Raw genomic sequence first — 16,175 nt, forward strand, 5'->3', positions numbered from 1 at the left:
GTCAGTCGAGCTTCGCCGCGGCGGGGGCCGAACCGTCGCCGGTGTGCTCCTCGCGCAGGGTCGTGATCGCCGACTCGAAGTCGTCGAGCGAGTCGAAGGCCTGGTAGACGCTCGCGAAGCGCAGGTAGGCCACCTCATCCAGCTCGCGCAGCGGCGGCAGGATCGCCAGGCCGATGTCGTTCGCCTCGATCTGCGAGGCGCCGCTCGAGCGGATCGTCTCCTCGACCTTCTGCGCCAGCAGAGACAGGTCCGCGTCGGTCACCGGGCGACCCTGGCAGGCCTTGCGCACGCCCAGCACGACCTTCTCGCGGCTGAAGGGCTCGACGACGCCCGAGCGCTTGATCACGCTGAGGCTCGCGGTCTCGGTCGTCGAGAAGCGGCGACCGCATTCCGGGCACTGACGGCGGCGGCGGATGCTCGTGCCGTCATCGCTCGTGCGCGAGTCGATCACGCGGCTGTCGGGGTGGCGGCAGAAAGGGCAGTACATGGCGGCACCAGGGTATCCGGCGCGGCACCCCGCGCGTGCGCCAGGATGGGGCACGTGCCCGAAGCAGTCCCCGCTCCCTCCCCCGCCGAGCGCATCGTCGACGACGTCTCGGCGTTCAAGATCGCGTTCCGTCGCCTCGCGGCCGGCGTCTCGGTGATCACGACGCTCGACCCGGAGGGCGCGCCGCGCGGCTTCACCGCGACCTCGCTCGCCTCGCTCGCCGCGGTGCCGCCGCTGGCGACCTTCAACATGGCGCGCACCGCGAGCACCTGGCCCGCGGTCGACGCGGCCGAGCACGTCATCATCCATCTGCTGGGCGCGGCGAACCGCGAGGTCGCCGGAATCCTCTCGGGGCCGCAGGAGAAGCGCTTCGAGGGCGATCACTGGGCGCCCGGCCCGCACGGACTGCCGCTGCTGAAGCACGTGCCGGCCTGGATGCTGGCGCGCGTCGTCGAGCGTCACCACGTCGCCGGCGGCGCCGTGGTCGTCGTCCAGATCGAAGACGGCGGGCTCGGCGGACCGGACGACGCGATCGTCTACCACGAGCGCACCTACTTCACGCCGTCGATCCCGGCCTGACGGCGCCGCCGCACCGACCCGCACCGCACCATCCCCTCGAGGAGGTCACGATGACCGATCAGATCACCGCCGAGCTGCGCGCCCTCGAGCCGCTGTTCCACGTCGTGCCGGCGGCCTCGCCGCGGGAGCACGTCAGCGAGCTGATCGCCGACGACTTCTGGGAGATCGGCGCCTCCGGCGCGATCTATTCGCGCGACGCCGTGATCGACGCGCTCGCCGAGCGCGGTGCGACCCCGAACGACGCGAACTGGGAGGTCAGCGACTTCGCCGCCCGCGAGCTCGCGCCCGAGCTGTGGCTCGTGACCTACCAGCTCGTCCAGGATGCCGGCCGCACCTCGCGTCGCACGACCATCTGGCGCCGCACTGACGGCCGCTGGGTCGCCGAATTCCACCAGGGCACCCTGATCTGAGCCCGCCGGGGCTCGGCACGCGTCATCCGTCGAGCGATCTGCGCATCCGGTAGTTCACGAGCTCGACGCCGTGCCGCACCGGGCGCTGCTCGGCGAGCACCTCGAAGCCGCGCGCCGCGAAGAACGGGCGCGCGGTCACGCTGACGCTGCTGCTGAGCTCCTCCGCTCCCCCGGCGCGCGCCCGGTCGGCCACCTCGGCGAGCAGAGCCGAGGCCACGCCGCGGCCGCCGTGGTCGGGATGCACGAACATCATGTCGATGCAGCCGCTGTCGTCGACGTCGCTGAACCCGGCGATCCTGCCGTCGACCACCGCGACGATCGTCTCCGAGCGGCGCCGAGCCGCATCCCAGTCGATGACGGAGCGCTGCTCGGGCGCCGCCCAGGCGGCGATCTGCTCGGGCGAATAGTCGGCGGACGCCGTCGAGATGACCGCGGCCAGGAAGACCGCGAGCGTCGCCTCGGCATCCGCCGGGCTGTACGGCCGCAGAAGCACGGTCACGGGCGGATCGGCATCGGCATCGGCATCGGCATCGAACGGTGAGGACAGGAGCCGCTCAGACGACGCAGTTCGGCCCGAGCAGGCTCTTCAGCTCGCCGTAGAGGTCGGCGGTCACCGACACCGGGAACGGCACCTCGAACATCCGCGCAAGATCGCCGCGCACCAGACGCAGCCGCACCTCGTTGTCGCCGGCGTGCCGGATCAGCACGTCGTTGAGCCGGGTGACGACCTCGGTCGTCGCGCGGTGCTCCTGCATCGAGATCACGAGCGGACCCGAGCCGAGCGAGGCGCCGAGATCGGGCGTGAACATGCTCTGCGCGTGCAGGCTCTTGCCGTCGTCGCGCATGCTCACGCGACCGCGGATCACGACGACCGAGTCGCTCGTGAGCGCCGGCGAGAACTCCTGGTACGTCTTGCCCAGGAACATGATGCTGATCTCGCCGCCGAAGTCCTCGAGCTCGACGATGCCGTAGGGGTTGCCCGAGTTGCGTGCGATGCGATGCTGCACGCCCGTGAGCAGACCTGCGACGGTGACGATCTCGCCGTCGCCGATCGACTCGCTCGCGAGCAGATCGGCGATGCCCATCTGCGCGTGCTTGGCGAGCGGGATCTCGAGGCCGGCGAGGGGGTGATCGCTGACGTACAGGCCGAGCATGTCGCGCTCGAAGGCGAGCTTGTCGCGCTTCGACCACTCCGGGCGCTCGGGAACGTGGTCGACCGCATCCGGCTCGTCCCACAGGCTGTCGAAGTCGAATCCGACCTGGCCGTTCGCCTCGTTGCGCTTCACCGCGACCGAGGCCTCGACGGCCTCCTCGTGGATCTCGACCAGCGAGCGCCGCGTCGCACCAAGCGAGTCGAAGGCGCCCGCCTTGATGAGCGACTCGACCGTGCGCTTGTTGGTGGCCTGCAGCGGCACCTTGCGCAGGTAGTCGTGGAAGGAGGTGAAGCGCCCCTTCTCCTCGCGCGCCTGGCGCACGTGCTCGACCACGTTCGAACCTACGTTGCGCACCGCGCCGAGGCCGAAGCGGATGTCCTCGCCGACGGCCGAGAAGAAGTTGATCGACTCGTTGACGTCGGGCGCGAGCACCGTGATGCCCATGCGCCGGCATTCGTTGAGGTAGAGCGCGAGCTTGTCGCGGGCATCGCCGACGCTCGTCAGCAGCGCCGCCATGTACTCGGCCGGATAGTGCGCCTTGAGGTAGGCGGTCCAGTAGCTGAGCACGCCGTAGGCGGCCGAGTGCGCCTTGTTGAAGGCGTAGTCGGAGAACGGCAGCAGGATCTCCCACAACGTCGCGACCGCGGCATCCGAGAAGCCGTTGTCGTTCATGCCCTTGCGGAAGCCCTCGTACTGCTTGTCGAGCTCGGACTTCTTCTTCTTGCCCATCGCGCGACGCAGGATGTCGGCCTGACCGAGCGAGAACCCGGCGACCTTCTGCGCGATCGCCATGACCTGCTCCTGGTAGATGATCAGGCCGTAGCTGGTCTCGAGGGTCTCCTTGAGCGGCTCGGCCAGCTCGGGGTGGATCGGCGTGATCTCCTGCTGGCCGTTCTTGCGCAGGGCGTAGTTGATGTGCGAGTTCGCACCCATCGGGCCCGGGCGGTACAGCGCGATGAGGGCCGAGATGTCTTCGAAGTTGTCGGGCTTCATCATGCGCATGAGCGAGCGCATGGGGCCGCCGTCGAGCTGGAACACGCCGAGCGAATCGCCGCGGGCCAGCAGGTCGTAGGCGTCGCGGTCGTCGAAGTCGAGGTCTTCGAGCACCGGGCGGAAGCCGCGGTTGGTCTCGATGTTGTCGAGGGCGTCGTCGATGATCGTGAGGTTGCGCAGCCCCAGGAAGTCCATCTTGATCAGACCGAGCGACTCCGCGGCGGGATAGTCGAACTGGGTGACGATCTGGCCGTCCTGCTCCCGCTTCATGATCGGGATGATGTCGATCAGCGGATCGGACGACATGATCACGCCGGCCGCGTGCACGCCCCACTGGCGCTTCAGCCCCTCGAGGCCGAGCGCCGTCTCGAAGACCTTCTTCGCATCCGGGTCGCTGTCGATGACGGCGCGGAAGTCGGCCGCCTCCTTGTAGCGCTCGTGCTTAGGGTCGATGATGCCGGCGAGCGGGATGTCCTTCGCCATGATCGGCGCCGGCATCGCCTTGGTGAGCTTCTCGCCCATGCCGAAGGGGAAGCCGAGCACGCGGCTCGAGTCCTTGAGCGCCTGCTTGCTCTTGATCGTGCCGTAGGTGACGATCTGGGCGACGCGCTCCGAGCCGTACTTCTCGGTGACGTAGCGGATGACCTCACCACGCCGACGCTCGTCGAAGTCGACGTCGAAGTCGGGCATCGAGACGCGGTCGGGGTTGAGGAAGCGCTCGAAGATCAGACCGTGCCGCAGCGGGTCGAGATCGGTGATCTTCATGGCGTAGGCGGCCATCGAGCCGGCACCGGAGCCACGGCCCGGTCCGACGCGGATGCCGTTGTCCTTCGACCAGTTGATGAAGTCGGCGACGACGAGGAAGTAGCCGGGGAAGCCCATCTGCGTGATGACGCCGACCTCGTAGTCGGCCTGCTTGCGAACCTCGTCGGGGATGCCACCCGGGTAGCGGTAGTCGAGGCCCTTCTCGACCTCCTTGACGAACCAGCTCTCCTCGCTCTCGCCCTCCGGCACGGGGTAGCGCGGCATGTAGTTGGCCGAGGTGTTGAATTCGACCTTGCAGCGCTCGGCGATCGCGAGCGTGTTGTCGCAGGCCTCGGGCAGGTCGCGGAAGAGCTGGCGCATCTGCTCGGGCGTCTTGAGGTAGAACTCGTCGGCGTCGAACTTGAAGCGGTTCGGGTCGTCGAGGGTCGAGCCCGACTGCACGCAGAGCAGCGCCGCGTGCGAGGTCGCGTCGTGCGCGTGCGTGTAGTGCAGATCGTTGGTCGCGACCATCGGGATGCCGAGATCCTTGGCGAGACGGATCAGGTCGTTCATGATCCGCTTCTCGATGCCGAGACCGTGGTCCATGATCTCGGCGTAGAAGTTCTCCTTGCCGAAGATGTCGCGGAACTCGGCAGCGGCCTTGACCGCCTCGTCGTACTGGCCGAGCCGCAGGCGGGTCTGCACCTCGCCCGACGGGCATCCCGTCGTGGCGATGATGCCCTCGTGGTAGGTCTCGAGCAGCTCGCGGTCCATGCGCGGCTTGAAGTAGTAGCCCTCGAGTGACGCCTTCGACGAGAGGCGGAAGAGGTTGTGCATGCCGGTCGTGTTCTCGGCCAGCAGCGTCATGTGCGTGTACGCGCCCGAGCCGGAGACATCGTCCCCGCCGCCGTCGCCCCAGCGCACGCGGGTCTTGTCGCTGCGGTGGGTGCGCGGGGTGAGGTAGGCCTCGGTGCCGATGATCGGGTTGACCCCCGCGGCGGTCGCCTGCTTCCAGAAGTCGAAGGCGCCGAAGGTGTTGCCGTGGTCGGTGACCGCGACCGCGGGCATCCCCTGCTCGGCGACCGCGCTCACCAGGTCGCCGATGCGGGCCGCGCCGTCGAGCATCGAGTACTCGCTGTGCACGTGCAGGTGGACGAAGGAATCGCTCGAGGCCACGGGCTCGCTTCCGTCAGAGATGGTGGTGATGCGCGGGCCCGCCGCGTCGTCAGCGGGCTCTGCGTAGTCAGAGGATAGGCGCGACCTCAGTCAGCGCGCAGGGTCTCCAGCGCGTGTTCCAGATCGGCCGGGTAGGCGCTCTCGAAGAGCACGTACTCGCCGGTCGCGGGGTGCACGAAGCCGAGCTTCATGGCGTGCAGCCACTGGCGCTCGAGCCCGAGTCGCGCCGAGAGCGTCGGGTCGGCCCCGTAGAGCGTGTCGCCGACGCAGGGGTGCCGCTGGGCGGCCATGTGCACGCGGATCTGGTGCGTGCGCCCGGTCTCGAGGTGGATCTCGAGCAGGGTCGCCCGGCGCATGGCCTCGAGCGTCGCGTAGTGCGTGACGCTCGGCTTGCCCTCGGCGGTCACCGCGAACTTCCACGAGGAGCCGGGGTGACGGCCGATGGGCGCGTCGATCGTGCCGGTGAAGGGGTCGGGATGGCCCTGCACGACCGCGTGGTAGATCTTGTCGACCGTGCGGTCGTGGAAGGCGCGCTTGAGACCGGAGTAGGCGTGCTCGCTCTTGGCGACGACCATCAGCCCGCTCGTGCCGACGTCGAGCCGGTGCACGATGCCGGCGCGCTCGGCGGCGCCGGAGGTCGCGATGCGGAAGCCCGCGCCGGCGAGGGCGCCGAGCACGGTCGGGCCATCCCAGCCGCTGGCCGGATGCGCGGCGACGCCGACCGGCTTGTCGATCACGACCAGGTCGTCGTCGTCGTGGACGATCTCGAAGCCCGGCACGAGCTGCGGCACGATCGTCGGACCCGACTTCGGCGTCCAGCTCACCTCGAGCCAGCCGTCGGCGTGCAGGCGGTCGCTCTTGCCGAGCTCGCGGCCGTCGAGGGTCGCGCCTCCGGCTTCGAGCACCTCGACGGCGAAGCTGCGCGAGAAGCCGAGCAGACGCGCGAGGGCGGCGTCGGCGCGCTCCCCCGCCAGGCCGTCGGGCACGGGCAGGCTGCGGGTCTCGCTCACGAGCGGGTCGTCTCGTCGTCGGAGGCGGCCGAGGCCTCGGAGGCGGCAGCGGAGTCCGCCCGCGGCTCAGGCGCCCGCCGCGAGCCGTCGAGCCCGACGCCGCGCAGCACGAGGATCACGAACAGCGCCATGCCGACCGTGATGCCGACATCGGCCACGTTGAAGATCGCCGGGAAGCCCCAGACCTGGATGAAATCGACCACGTGGCCGCGGGCGAACCCGGGCTCGCGGAACAGCCGATCCGTCAGGTTGCCGAGCGCGCCGGCGAGCACGAGTCCGAAGACGACCGCCCAGAGCAGGGAACGGATGCGGCGCGAGTACCAGACGACGAACCCCACGACGGCGACGGCCGCGATCGAGAAGATCCACGTCATCCCGGTCGCCAGCGAGAAGGCGGCGCCCGGGTTGCGCACGAAGTGCAGCTGGACGAGGTCGCCCAGCAGGGGCTGGATCGAGCCCTCGACCAGGTTCTGGACGATGAGGGCCTTGGTCAGCTGGTCGACGCCGTAGACGATGCCGGCGACGACGACGATGAGCGCGATCGCCGCGACGCCGCGCCCCCGTGGGGGACGCGGCGTCGCGCGATCGTCACTCTCCGCGGGCAAAGCCGCTGCGCTCGGCGCTCTCGGTCACCGGGGCGGCGACGAACGAGGGCACCGCGGCCGGCGTGGCGCCGGCGGCGTCGCTCGACTCGGGCGCGAGCGAGCCCGCGTTCTCGAGCTCGCTCAGCTGGCCCTGGATGTAGCTCTTCAGCTGGGCGCGGTACTCCGACTCGAAGCCGCGCAGCTGGTCGATCTCGCTCTGGATGCCGGCGCGCTCGGTTTCGAGCTCGGCCTTCTGCGTCTCGAGCTGGCCGAGGGTCTGGCGCTTCTTCTCGTCGGCGTCGGCGAGCGTCTGACGCTTGGTCTCCTCGCCCTCGGCCACGAGCTGGCGCTGCTGCTCCTGCGCGTCGGAGACGACGCGGGCGGCCGTGGCGTGGCCCTCGGCGATGAGCGCGTCGCGCTTCTCGACGCCCTCGCGCACGTGGTCGTCGTGCAGGCGGCGGGCGAGCTGCAGCAGGTTGTTCGTCGACGTGGTGTCGGAGACGTGGTCGGGCTCGGGCACGGCGACCGGCGTGGGCGCGAAGGTCGTCGCCTCGGCCGCGGCGGGAGCGGCGGCGACCGGCTCGGGCGTCGGCTCCGGCTCGGGAGCGGCGACCGGCTCGGGCTCGGCGGGAGCCGCGGCGACCGGAGCGGCGCTGCCGCCGCTGCGCTGCAGCTCGTTGATGCGCGCCTCGCCGGCGACGAGGCGCTGACGCAGCTCCTCGTTCTCCTGGTTCAGGCGACGCAGCTCGACGACGACCTCGTCGAGGAAGTCGTCGACCTCGTCCTGGTCATAGCCCTCGCGGAACTTGGTCGGGTTGAATCGCTTGTTGACAACGTCTTCCGGTGACAGCGCCATGGCGATACCTCACACTCTCTCAAGGCCTGCGGAACGGCGCGATCTGAGCCAGGCATGCCGGTCGGGTATCGCGCGCTGACGACAACCCTACCGCGCGCGATCCTGACGACGACCTCCGTGCCGGGCCTGTCGCGACGCACGCGGTCACGCCCCGGGCGAGGCACGCATGACGATGCCCCCGCATCCGTCAGGGATGCGGGGGCATCGCGCGCCTCGCGGCGCCGGGGGTTCGGGGAGCCGGAGGCTCAGTGCGCGAAGAAGCCGGCCTCGACGTCGGTCTCCGACTCGCTCTGCTCGCCACTGACCGCGACGTGCTGCGGCGAGAGCAGGAAGACCTTGCTCGTGACGCGCTCGATCGTGCCCTGCAGGCCCTGGGAGAGGCCGCTCGCGAAGTCGATGAGGCGGCGGGCGTCGCCGTCGCTCATCTGGCTCAGGTTGATGATGACCGGGATGCCCTCGCGGAAGCTCTCGGCGATGACGCGGGCGTCCTTGTACTGGCGGGGGTGAACCGTGAGGATCTCGTTCATGTCGCTCGGCGCTGCCGCACGCGCGGGGGTCGGGCGACGCAGCGGCGTCACGGGGGCACGGGTCGGCGCGGCAGCGGCGGGGGCCGGCGCGACAGGCTGCTGGGGGGCCTCAGGCTCGTCGTACTCCTCGTCGGCCAGACCGAGATAGACCATGGTCTTGCGCAGCGGGTTCGCCATTTCGTCCTCCGGGGATCGTGGTTCGTGTCGAGATTAACCGCGGGGAGGGCGATTCCCCGTGATTGCGGTCCCGATGCGAAGGTGTGTCGCGCCCTCGAGGATCGCCTCGGCGTAGTCGCCCGACATGCCGGCCGAGATCGCGGTCGCGCTCGGCGCGAGCTCGCGCAGCCCCTCCGACACCGCCCGCAGTCGGGCGAAGGCGGGCCGCGGCTCGGCGCCGAGCGGGGCGACCGCCATGACGCCGACGAGGTCCAGTCCGGGAGTGCCGAGGATGCGCTCGGCCAGCGACGCGACCCGGCTCGGCGCGGCTCCCCCGCGTCCGGCCTCCCCGGCCTCGGCGGCGGCGTCGGTCTCCGGGTCGAGGTCGACCTGCAGGAACACCTCGACCGGCGGGGCGTCGGCGGCGGAGCGACCCAGCGCATCCACCACCGAGTCGCGGTCGAGCGAGTGCAGCACCTGCGCGTACTCGCGCACCTGCCGGGCCTTCTTGCTCTGCAGCTGGCCGATGAAGTGCCAGCGCAGGTCGAGATCGGCCAGCTCGTCGGCCTTGGGCCCGGCCTCCTGGTGCCGGCTCTCGCCCACGTCGCGCACGCCCAGCTCGGCGAGCTCGCGCACGAGCGACGCCGGGTGGAACTTCGTGACGACGATGCGGGTGAGCTCGCCGGGGTCGCGCCCGGCCGCGCGCGCCGCCTCGGCGATGCGGGCGTCGGTCGCGGCCAGGCGGTCGGCGAGCTCGCTCACGGCTTACTTGAGGAAGTCGGGGACGTCGATCTCGTCGTCGTCATCGAAGTCGCGGTCGGCGGCCGGGGCGACGGCGGGCTGCTCGCTCTCGCGGGCGGCCCAGTTGTTCGTCGAGGCCGAGTCGGGCGACGGCGCCGGGGCGGCGGCCAGACGCTCGGCGGTGCTCGCGGCAGCCGGCGGCGTCGCGCCGGGCAGCGCGGCAGCGGCCTCGTCGCGGTCGAAGGCGCGGGGCGCCGGCTCGCCGCCGTCGAAGCCGGCGGCGATGACGGTGACGCGCACCTCGTCGCCGAGGGTGTCGTCGATGACGGCGCCGAAGATGATGTTCGCCTCGGGGTGCACGGCCTCCTGCACGAGACGGGCCGCGTCGTTGATCTCGAAGATGCCGAGGTTCGATCCGCCCTGGATCGACAGCAGCACGCCGTGGGCGCCGTCGATCGAGGCCTCGAGCAGCGGGCTCGCGACGGCGAGCTCGGCGGCCTTGATGGCGCGGTCGGCGCCGCGGCTCGCACCGATGCCCATGAGGGCGGAGCCGGCCCCCTGCATGACGCTCTTGACGTCGGCGAAGTCGAGGTTGATGAGACCCGGGGTGGTGATGAGATCCGTGATGCCCTGCACACCGGCGAGCAGCACCTGGTCGGCGGTGCTGAAGGCCTCGAGCATCGAGATGCCGCGGTCGCTGATCTCGAGCAGGCGGTCGTTGGGCACGACGATGAGGGTGTCGACCTCGTCCTTCAGGGTCGCGACGCCCTGCTCCGCCTGGGCCTGGCGACGCTTGCCCTCGAAGCCGAAGGGCTTGGTCACGACGCCGATCGTCAGGGCGCCGATCGACTTGGCGATGCGGGCCACGACGGGCGCGCCGCCGGTGCCGGTGCCGCCGCCCTCACCCGCGGTCACGAAGACCATGTCGGCGCCGGCCAGCGCCTCCTCGATCTCCTCGGCGTGGTCCTCCGCCGCGCGGCGGCCGACCTCGGGGTCGGCGCCGGCGCCGAGTCCGCGGGTCAGCTCGCGGCCGACGTCGAGTTTGACGTCGGCGTCGCTCATGAGCAGCGCCTGCGCGTCGGTGTTGATCGCGATGAACTCGACTCCGCGGAGTCCGAGCTCGATCATGCGGTTGACGGCGTTGACGCCGCCACCGCCGATGCCGACGACCTTGATCACGGCGAGGTAGTTCTGGTTTGAAGTCACGGCCGGCCCCTTCGAGGATCAACCTTAAACCTCTACTTGAAGCTTAAGATTTCCTCATCTGTCGAATCTCAGTGATCACGGTAGGGCGCGATCCCGAGCACGACCTCGACCCGCGGGGCGTGTCGCGCGAAGTCGTGCCGGCGAGCCGCTCAGATGGTCGAGACCGCGAGATCCCCTCGCTTCTCGGGCGTTCGAGAGCACACTGATGCGGCGGCCCCGACCGCACATCGCGGACCGGCGAACGGACAGCTGGGACGACGGCACCGACACGGATCGAGGGCTCGTCGGCGGGGTCGGTCAGCCGGCGCGGAAGACGGCGCTGCCCGGAGCCGAGACATCGTAGATGCCGGGCGCTCCCCCGTTGACGCCGAGCAGCGCCTGCAGCACCTGGGCCTTGCGTGCCGAATCGTCGGAGCCGCCCCAGACGACCTTCTGCGTGCCGCCGATCAGCGTCAGCGTGACGTCGTCGCGGGTGCGCGCCGTGATCGAGTCGACCTGTGCGCGCTGCGCCTCGGGCATCGCGAGCAGCACATCCGCCATCGACCGGAACGCCGAGCTCTTCGCGTCGTCGGAGGCGGCGAGCTGGATGAGCGGAACCCCCTGCGGGCGTGCGTCGCTCTTCTCCACCGTGACACCCGCCGGGTCGACGAGCTCGAAGCCGTCGGCGGTCTGCAGCACCCCGACCGGCACGCGCTCGACGATGTGGATCTGCAGCGTGTGCGGCGGCACGATCGTGGTCGAGTAGCTGCGGATGAGCGAGAACCCGCTCAGCTGCTTCTCGATGCGCGCGGTGTCGAGCAGGGCGAGCGGCGTGTCCATCTGACCGTCGACCGCATCCCTCAGCTGGGCGGCGTCGAGGCGCGAGGTGCCGTCGACGGTGATCGTCTTGAGCGCGAGCAGAGGCGAGAAGACGGCGGCCACGACGATCGCGATCATGGCGAGCACGACCGAGCTCGCCGAGATGAGCACGATGCGACGATGGCGGGCGCGCCGGGTGAAGCGGCGGATCTCGCGCTTCTCCTCGCGACGGCGGGCACGGGCCGCGGCACGCACCTCGGCCTTGGCGTCGCGCTCGCGCTCGGCGACGCGTGCGGCCTCGCGATCGGGTTCCGGGCGCGGCGGACGGGGCGCGCGGGCGGCCCGCGTCGGCTTCGCGGCGGGCTCCGACGCGGCCGCGCGCGCGGTCGCATCGCCGCCGCGATCGGGGCGGCGCGGTGCGGCGCCGGTCGACGCCGCGGCGCCGGATGGCGACGCCGGAGCCGCCGGTCGTCGCGCGGCGGCGGAGTCGGATGCGGCACGGGGTGCCGATGCGGCACGGGATGCCGATGCGGCACGGGGTGCCGATGCGGCGGACGACGATCCCCGTGTCGACGCCGGACCGTCAGGCGAGGAGGCCGGCGAGGCGGGCGGGCGCGACGACGCCGAGCGAGCGTCCGGTGCCGGCTTCTCCGCTGCGCCATCGCGGCGCGACGGCGAGAGCCGGAAGCGCGGCGGCCGCGGTTCACGGGCCACGCGCTCGCTCTGCTCCGCGCCGGTCGGGCGATCGAAGCCCTCGGGCCGCTTCACCTGCTCAGGGTAGCCACGATCATCCGCCCGCCCGTGTCAGCGACACGGCGGCCCCGGCGAGTCGCGGGTCGTCTCCCGGGATGCACGGCCGACGGACGCGTCGGCGAGGTCCCGCCCCGTCAGCGACGCGACTCGAGCGCCTCGAGCAGCTGCGGCACGAGCTGGTAGACGGTGCCGCAGGAGAGCGTCATGACGAGGTCGCCGTCGCGCGCGACCGACGCGAGGTGCTCAGCGGCCTGCGCCCAGTCCTCGATCAGCACGACCTTGCTCTTGTCCTCGAAGCCGTCGACCACGAGCTGGCCGCTCACCCCGGGGATCGGGTTCTCGCGCGCGCCGTCGACCGCGAGCACGATCGTGTAGTCGGCGCCGGCCTCGTAGGCCTTCGCGAACTCGCCCGAGAACATCTGCGTGCGCGAGAAGAGGTGCGGCTGGTGGATCGCGATGACCCGGCCCTCGCCGACGACCGAGCGCGCGCTCGCCACCGCGGCCGCGGCCTCGGCCGGCTCGTGCGCGTAGTCGTCGAACACCGACACTCCGCGCACCTCGCCCTTGAACTCGAAGCGGCGCTTGGTGCCGCCGAAGGCCGTGAGCGCGGCGATCGCGGCCTCGATCGGCTGGCCGAGTTCGACGACCGTGGCCACGGCGACGGCGGCGTTGAGGGCGTTGTGACGGCCGGCGATCTCGAGGCGCGCGGGGTAGGAGCTTCCGCCCGCGACGATCGAGAAGGTGACCTGCTCCCCCGCGACGATGTCGACGACGCGGTAGTCGGCGTCGGCTCTCTCGCCGACCCGCACGATGCGCGGGCCGTCGACGACGCTGTCGAGCACCGCATCCAGGTCGTCGCCGTCGCCCGCGACGATGAACTCGCGCGCCTGGGCGGCGAAGGTGCGGAAGGCGTCGAGGTAGCCCTCGCGCGAGCCGTAGTGGTCGAGGTGCACCGGGTCGACGTTCGTGATGACCGCCGCGGCGGTGTCGTAGAGCAGGAAGGAGCCGTCGGACTCGTCGGCCTCGAGCACGAACAGCTCGCCGTCGCCGCTGGCCGAGCTGGTCTTCAGCGACTGGATGATGGCGCCGTTGACGAAGCTCGGGCGCTGCTCCAGCTGATCGAGCAGGGTCACGATCATGCCCGTCGTGGTGCTCTTGCCGTGCGCACCCGCGACCGAGACGACGCGGCGGGAGCGCGAGAGCCAGTGCAGCGCCTGCGAGCGGTGCAGCTGCACGAGGCCCTTCTGCTGCGCCAGCACGTACTCGGGGTTCTCGGGCCAGATGGCGCTCGTGAACACGATCGTGTCGGCGTCGCCGAGGTTCGCGGCGTCGTGCCCGACGTGGATGCGGGCGCCGCGCTCGCGCAGCCGCTCGAGATACGGCGTCTCGTCGCGGTCGGAGCCGCTGACCTCGACGCCGGCGTCGAGCATCATGTGCGCGATGCCGCTCATGCCCGATCCGCCGATGCCGATGAAGTGCACGCGGCCCAGGTTCTCGGGGACGTCGATGGTCAGATCGGGCTTGACGGGCATTCGCCCAGGCTACTCGGCGGAGGCGTCGGCTTCCGGCTTCGGCGCGGGCTGCGCGGGCGAGCCGGGCGCGGCCGAGCCGGGCGCGGCCGAGCCGGGCGCGGCCGTGGCGGTCGAGCGCGACTCCCGCGCCTCGATCAACAGGTCGACCATGCGGTCGGCGCCGTCGCGCACGCCCTGCGCCGCGGCCCGGGCCGCCATCTCGGCGACGCGCGCGCGGTCGTCGAGCAGCGGCAGCAGCGCGCGGTCGACCCACTGCGGGGTGAACTCCGCGTCGGCGACCAGCACCGCTCCCCCGGCGCCGACCAGGTCGCGCGCGTTGAGCGCCTGCTCGCCGTTGCCGACCGCGTAGGGCACGAGCACGCTCGGGATGCCGAGGGCGCCGAGCTCGGCGAGGGTGCTGCCGCCGGCGCGCGACACGGCGAAGTCGGCGCTCGCCAGCGCGAGCTCCATGCGGTCGCAGTACTCGAGGATGCGGTAGCCGGCGAGGCCCGGGTCGGCGACCGTCGCGGTCGTGCCGGTGATGTGCAGCACCTGCCAGCCGGTGCCGAGGATCGCCGCGATCGAGGTGGACACCGTCTCGTTGATGCGGCGGGCGCCGAGCGAGCCGCCGGTGACGAGCAGCGTGGGACGGCGCGGGTCGAGTCCCCAGAGCGCCTGCGCCTCGGCGCGGGCGGCCGGCACGTCGACCTGCTCGACCTCGCGGCGCAGCGGCAGCCCGACGACGCGGGCGTGAGCGAGACGGGTCGACGGGAACAGCACGCCGACGAATCGCGTCAGGCGAGCGCCGAGACGGTTCGCCATCCCGGGCTTGGCGTTGGCCTCGTGGATGACCAGCGGGGCCTTCTCGGCGCGCGCGGCGAGATACGCCGGGGCGGCCGCGTAGCCGCCGACGCCGAAGACGACATCCACGTGGCGATCGCGGATGATGCCGCGCACCTGATCGATCGTGGCCTTCAGCGCGCCGGGGAAGCGCAGCGCCGCCGCGTTCGGGCGGCGCGGGAACGGCAGCTTCGGGATCGTCACGAGCTCGTAGCCGCGCTCGGGCACGAGGCGCGCCTCCAGACCCTCCGCCGTGCCCAGCACGAGGATCTCGGCGTCGGGCTCGCGCTCGCGCAGCCGGTCGGCGGTCGCGAGCAGGGGGTTGACGTGGCCGGCGGTGCCGCCGCCGGCGAAGAGGTAGACGCTCACCGCAGCGAGTCTGCCGCATCCACGAGACCCGGCTCGCGCCGCACCGGCCTCGTGCGCGCGAAGGACAGCACCACGCCGACGGCCGCGAGGTTCGTCACGAGCGCGGAACCGCCCGAGGAGACGAAGGGCAGCGGCACGCCCAGCACCGGCAGCAGACCGAGCACCACGGCGATGTTGACGAGCGCCTGGCCGACGATCCACACCATCGCGGCGCCGACGGCGACACGCGGGAACAGCTCGGTCTGCATGCGCATGACGCGGATGAAGCAGATCGCCAGACCCGCGAAGACGAGCAGCAGCAGCACGGCGCCGACGAGCCCGAGCTCCTCGCCGATCACGGCGAAGATGAAGTCGTTGTCGGCCGCCGGCAGCCACGACCACTTCGCGGTCGAGTTGCCGAGCCCCTTGCCGAAGAGACCGCCGCCCGCGAGCGCCCACCAGCCGTGGATCGACTGCCAGCAGCTCAGCTCGTAGTCGGCCGGGTTCGAGCAGCCGTTGAGCCACGCGGTGATGCGGTCGGAGCGCGAGGTGTTGCCCTTCGCGACGAGGACCGCCATGATCGCCAGCGCCGCGGACGACAGCAGCAGGTAGCGCAGCTTGACGCCGGCGAAGAACAGGGCGCCGAGCACGATGCCGACCATGATCATCACGGTGCCGAGGTCTTTGCCGAGCAGCACCAGGCCGATCGAGATCGCGGCGACCGGCGCGACCGGCAGGGCGACGTGCTTCCACTGCCCCAGCAGGCCCTGGTCTGCCTTGCGCGCGAGCACGACCGCGAGCCAGACGACGAGCGCGAGCTTCACGAACTCCGACGGCTGGAAGGTGAAGCCGCCGATCTTGATCCAGTTGTTGTTGAACTCGCCCTCGGTGCCGATGCCGGGCGCGAACACGAGCAGCTGCATCACGACGCCGGCGCCGACCGCCCACCAGGCCCAGCGCCGGTACACGGCGGGCGACAGGCGCGAGAGCATCAGCATGAGCGGCACGCCGATCGCGGCGAAGAGCGCCTGGCGGGCGAAGCGGGCGAAGAAGTCGTCGGTGTTCGAGAACGACTCCACCGACGACGACGACAGCACCATCACGAGGCCGAAGATGACCAGGAACAGCGTCGTGCCGAGCAGCACGAAGTACTCGGGCGTCTCGGCGGCGAAGATCCGCCGCACGACGACACGGGCGCGACGACCCGAGTGCGTCGGGCCACCGGCGACAGCGCCGACTCCGGCGTTCGTCGTCCCCGCCTCGCTCGGCGCCGAGGATCGACTGGATGCCGGACGCGTGCGT

15 protein-coding genes are annotated in these 16,175 nt (G+C 71.3%); 2 read left to right on the forward strand and 13 right to left on the reverse strand.

Annotation, left to right across the window (positions count from 1 at the left end):
• Position 1: 1 nt before the first annotated feature.
• A complete protein-coding gene (gene nrdR, locus BJ979_RS13815; RefSeq protein ID WP_179568719.1) occupies positions 2 to 487 on the reverse strand; it encodes a transcriptional regulator NrdR in 486 nt (161 codons plus the stop codon).
• A 54-nt stretch (positions 488 to 541) separates the two neighbouring features.
• On the opposite strand from nrdR, the gene BJ979_RS13820 reads away from it, so the two are divergent.
• On the forward strand, positions 542 to 1,066 hold the full coding sequence (locus BJ979_RS13820; RefSeq protein WP_343046710.1) for a flavin reductase family protein: 525 nt from the start codon (positions 542 to 544) through the stop codon (positions 1,064 to 1,066).
• A 50-nt stretch (positions 1,067 to 1,116) separates the two neighbouring features.
• Entirely contained in the window at positions 1,117 to 1,476 is a 360-nt protein-coding gene (locus tag BJ979_RS13825) for a nuclear transport factor 2 family protein (RefSeq protein WP_179568722.1), read from the forward strand.
• Between the two features lie 22 nt (positions 1,477 to 1,498).
• On the opposite strand, the gene BJ979_RS13830 is transcribed toward BJ979_RS13825, so the two are convergent.
• The 12 genes from BJ979_RS13830 to ftsW form a co-directional block, all read right to left on the reverse strand.
• Positions 1,499 to 1,975 carry a GNAT family N-acetyltransferase gene (locus BJ979_RS13830; RefSeq protein ID WP_179568724.1) on the reverse strand — a complete coding sequence of 159 codons (477 nt, stop codon included), beginning with the start codon at positions 1,973 to 1,975 and terminating at the stop codon, positions 1,499 to 1,501.
• Between the two features lie 55 nt (positions 1,976 to 2,030).
• Positions 2,031 to 5,492, reverse strand: a complete 3,462-nt coding sequence (gene dnaE, locus BJ979_RS13835; protein WP_218853851.1) for a DNA polymerase III subunit alpha — start codon at positions 5,490 to 5,492, stop codon at positions 2,031 to 2,033.
• 137 nt (positions 5,493 to 5,629) lie between these two features.
• Positions 5,630 to 6,553, reverse strand: coding sequence for an RluA family pseudouridine synthase (locus tag BJ979_RS13840; RefSeq protein WP_179568729.1), 924 nt, complete (start codon positions 6,551 to 6,553; stop codon positions 5,630 to 5,632).
• On the reverse strand, positions 6,550 to 7,158 hold the full coding sequence (lspA, locus tag BJ979_RS13845; RefSeq protein ID WP_218853501.1) for a signal peptidase II: 609 nt from the start codon (positions 7,156 to 7,158) through the stop codon (positions 6,550 to 6,552). The genes BJ979_RS13840 and lspA overlap by 4 nt, the downstream gene beginning before the upstream one ends.
• Positions 7,142 to 7,993, reverse strand: coding sequence for a DivIVA domain-containing protein (locus BJ979_RS13850; protein ID WP_179568731.1), 852 nt, complete (start codon positions 7,991 to 7,993; stop codon positions 7,142 to 7,144). Before BJ979_RS13850 ends, lspA begins: the two co-directional genes overlap by 17 nt.
• A gap of 245 nt (positions 7,994 to 8,238) precedes the next feature.
• Positions 8,239 to 8,697, reverse strand: coding sequence for a cell division protein SepF (locus tag BJ979_RS13855; RefSeq protein WP_179568733.1), 459 nt, complete (start codon positions 8,695 to 8,697; stop codon positions 8,239 to 8,241).
• Positions 8,698 to 8,730: 33 nt separating this feature from the next.
• Positions 8,731 to 9,438: a YggS family pyridoxal phosphate-dependent enzyme gene (locus BJ979_RS13860; protein WP_179568735.1), complete on the reverse strand. Its 708-nt coding sequence runs from the start codon at positions 9,436 to 9,438 to the stop codon at positions 8,731 to 8,733.
• A gap of 3 nt (positions 9,439 to 9,441) precedes the next feature.
• On the reverse strand, positions 9,442 to 10,623 hold the full coding sequence (gene ftsZ / locus BJ979_RS13865; RefSeq protein WP_179568737.1) for a cell division protein FtsZ: 1,182 nt from the start codon (positions 10,621 to 10,623) through the stop codon (positions 9,442 to 9,444).
• Positions 10,624 to 10,920: 297 nt separating this feature from the next.
• Positions 10,921 to 12,189: a cell division protein FtsQ/DivIB gene (locus BJ979_RS18190; protein ID WP_343046711.1), complete on the reverse strand. Its 1,269-nt coding sequence runs from the start codon at positions 12,187 to 12,189 to the stop codon at positions 10,921 to 10,923.
• 119 nt (positions 12,190 to 12,308) lie between these two features.
• On the reverse strand, positions 12,309 to 13,706 hold the full coding sequence (gene murC, locus BJ979_RS13875) for a UDP-N-acetylmuramate--L-alanine ligase (protein ID WP_179568739.1): 1,398 nt from the start codon (positions 13,704 to 13,706) through the stop codon (positions 12,309 to 12,311).
• A 9-nt stretch (positions 13,707 to 13,715) separates the two neighbouring features.
• Positions 13,716 to 14,894, reverse strand: coding sequence for a UDP-N-acetylglucosamine--N-acetylmuramyl-(pentapeptide) pyrophosphoryl-undecaprenol N-acetylglucosamine transferase (locus BJ979_RS13880; protein ID WP_179568741.1), 1,179 nt, complete (start codon positions 14,892 to 14,894; stop codon positions 13,716 to 13,718).
• A complete protein-coding gene (gene ftsW, locus BJ979_RS13885; protein WP_343046712.1) occupies positions 14,891 to 16,057 on the reverse strand; it encodes a putative lipid II flippase FtsW in 1,167 nt (388 codons plus the stop codon). Before ftsW ends, BJ979_RS13880 begins: the two co-directional genes overlap by 4 nt.
• Positions 16,058 to 16,175 lie beyond the last annotated feature (118 nt).

The organism is Schumannella luteola, from assembly GCF_013408685.1.
GTDB classification, from domain to species: Bacteria; Actinomycetota; Actinomycetes; order Actinomycetales; family Microbacteriaceae; genus Schumannella; species Schumannella luteola.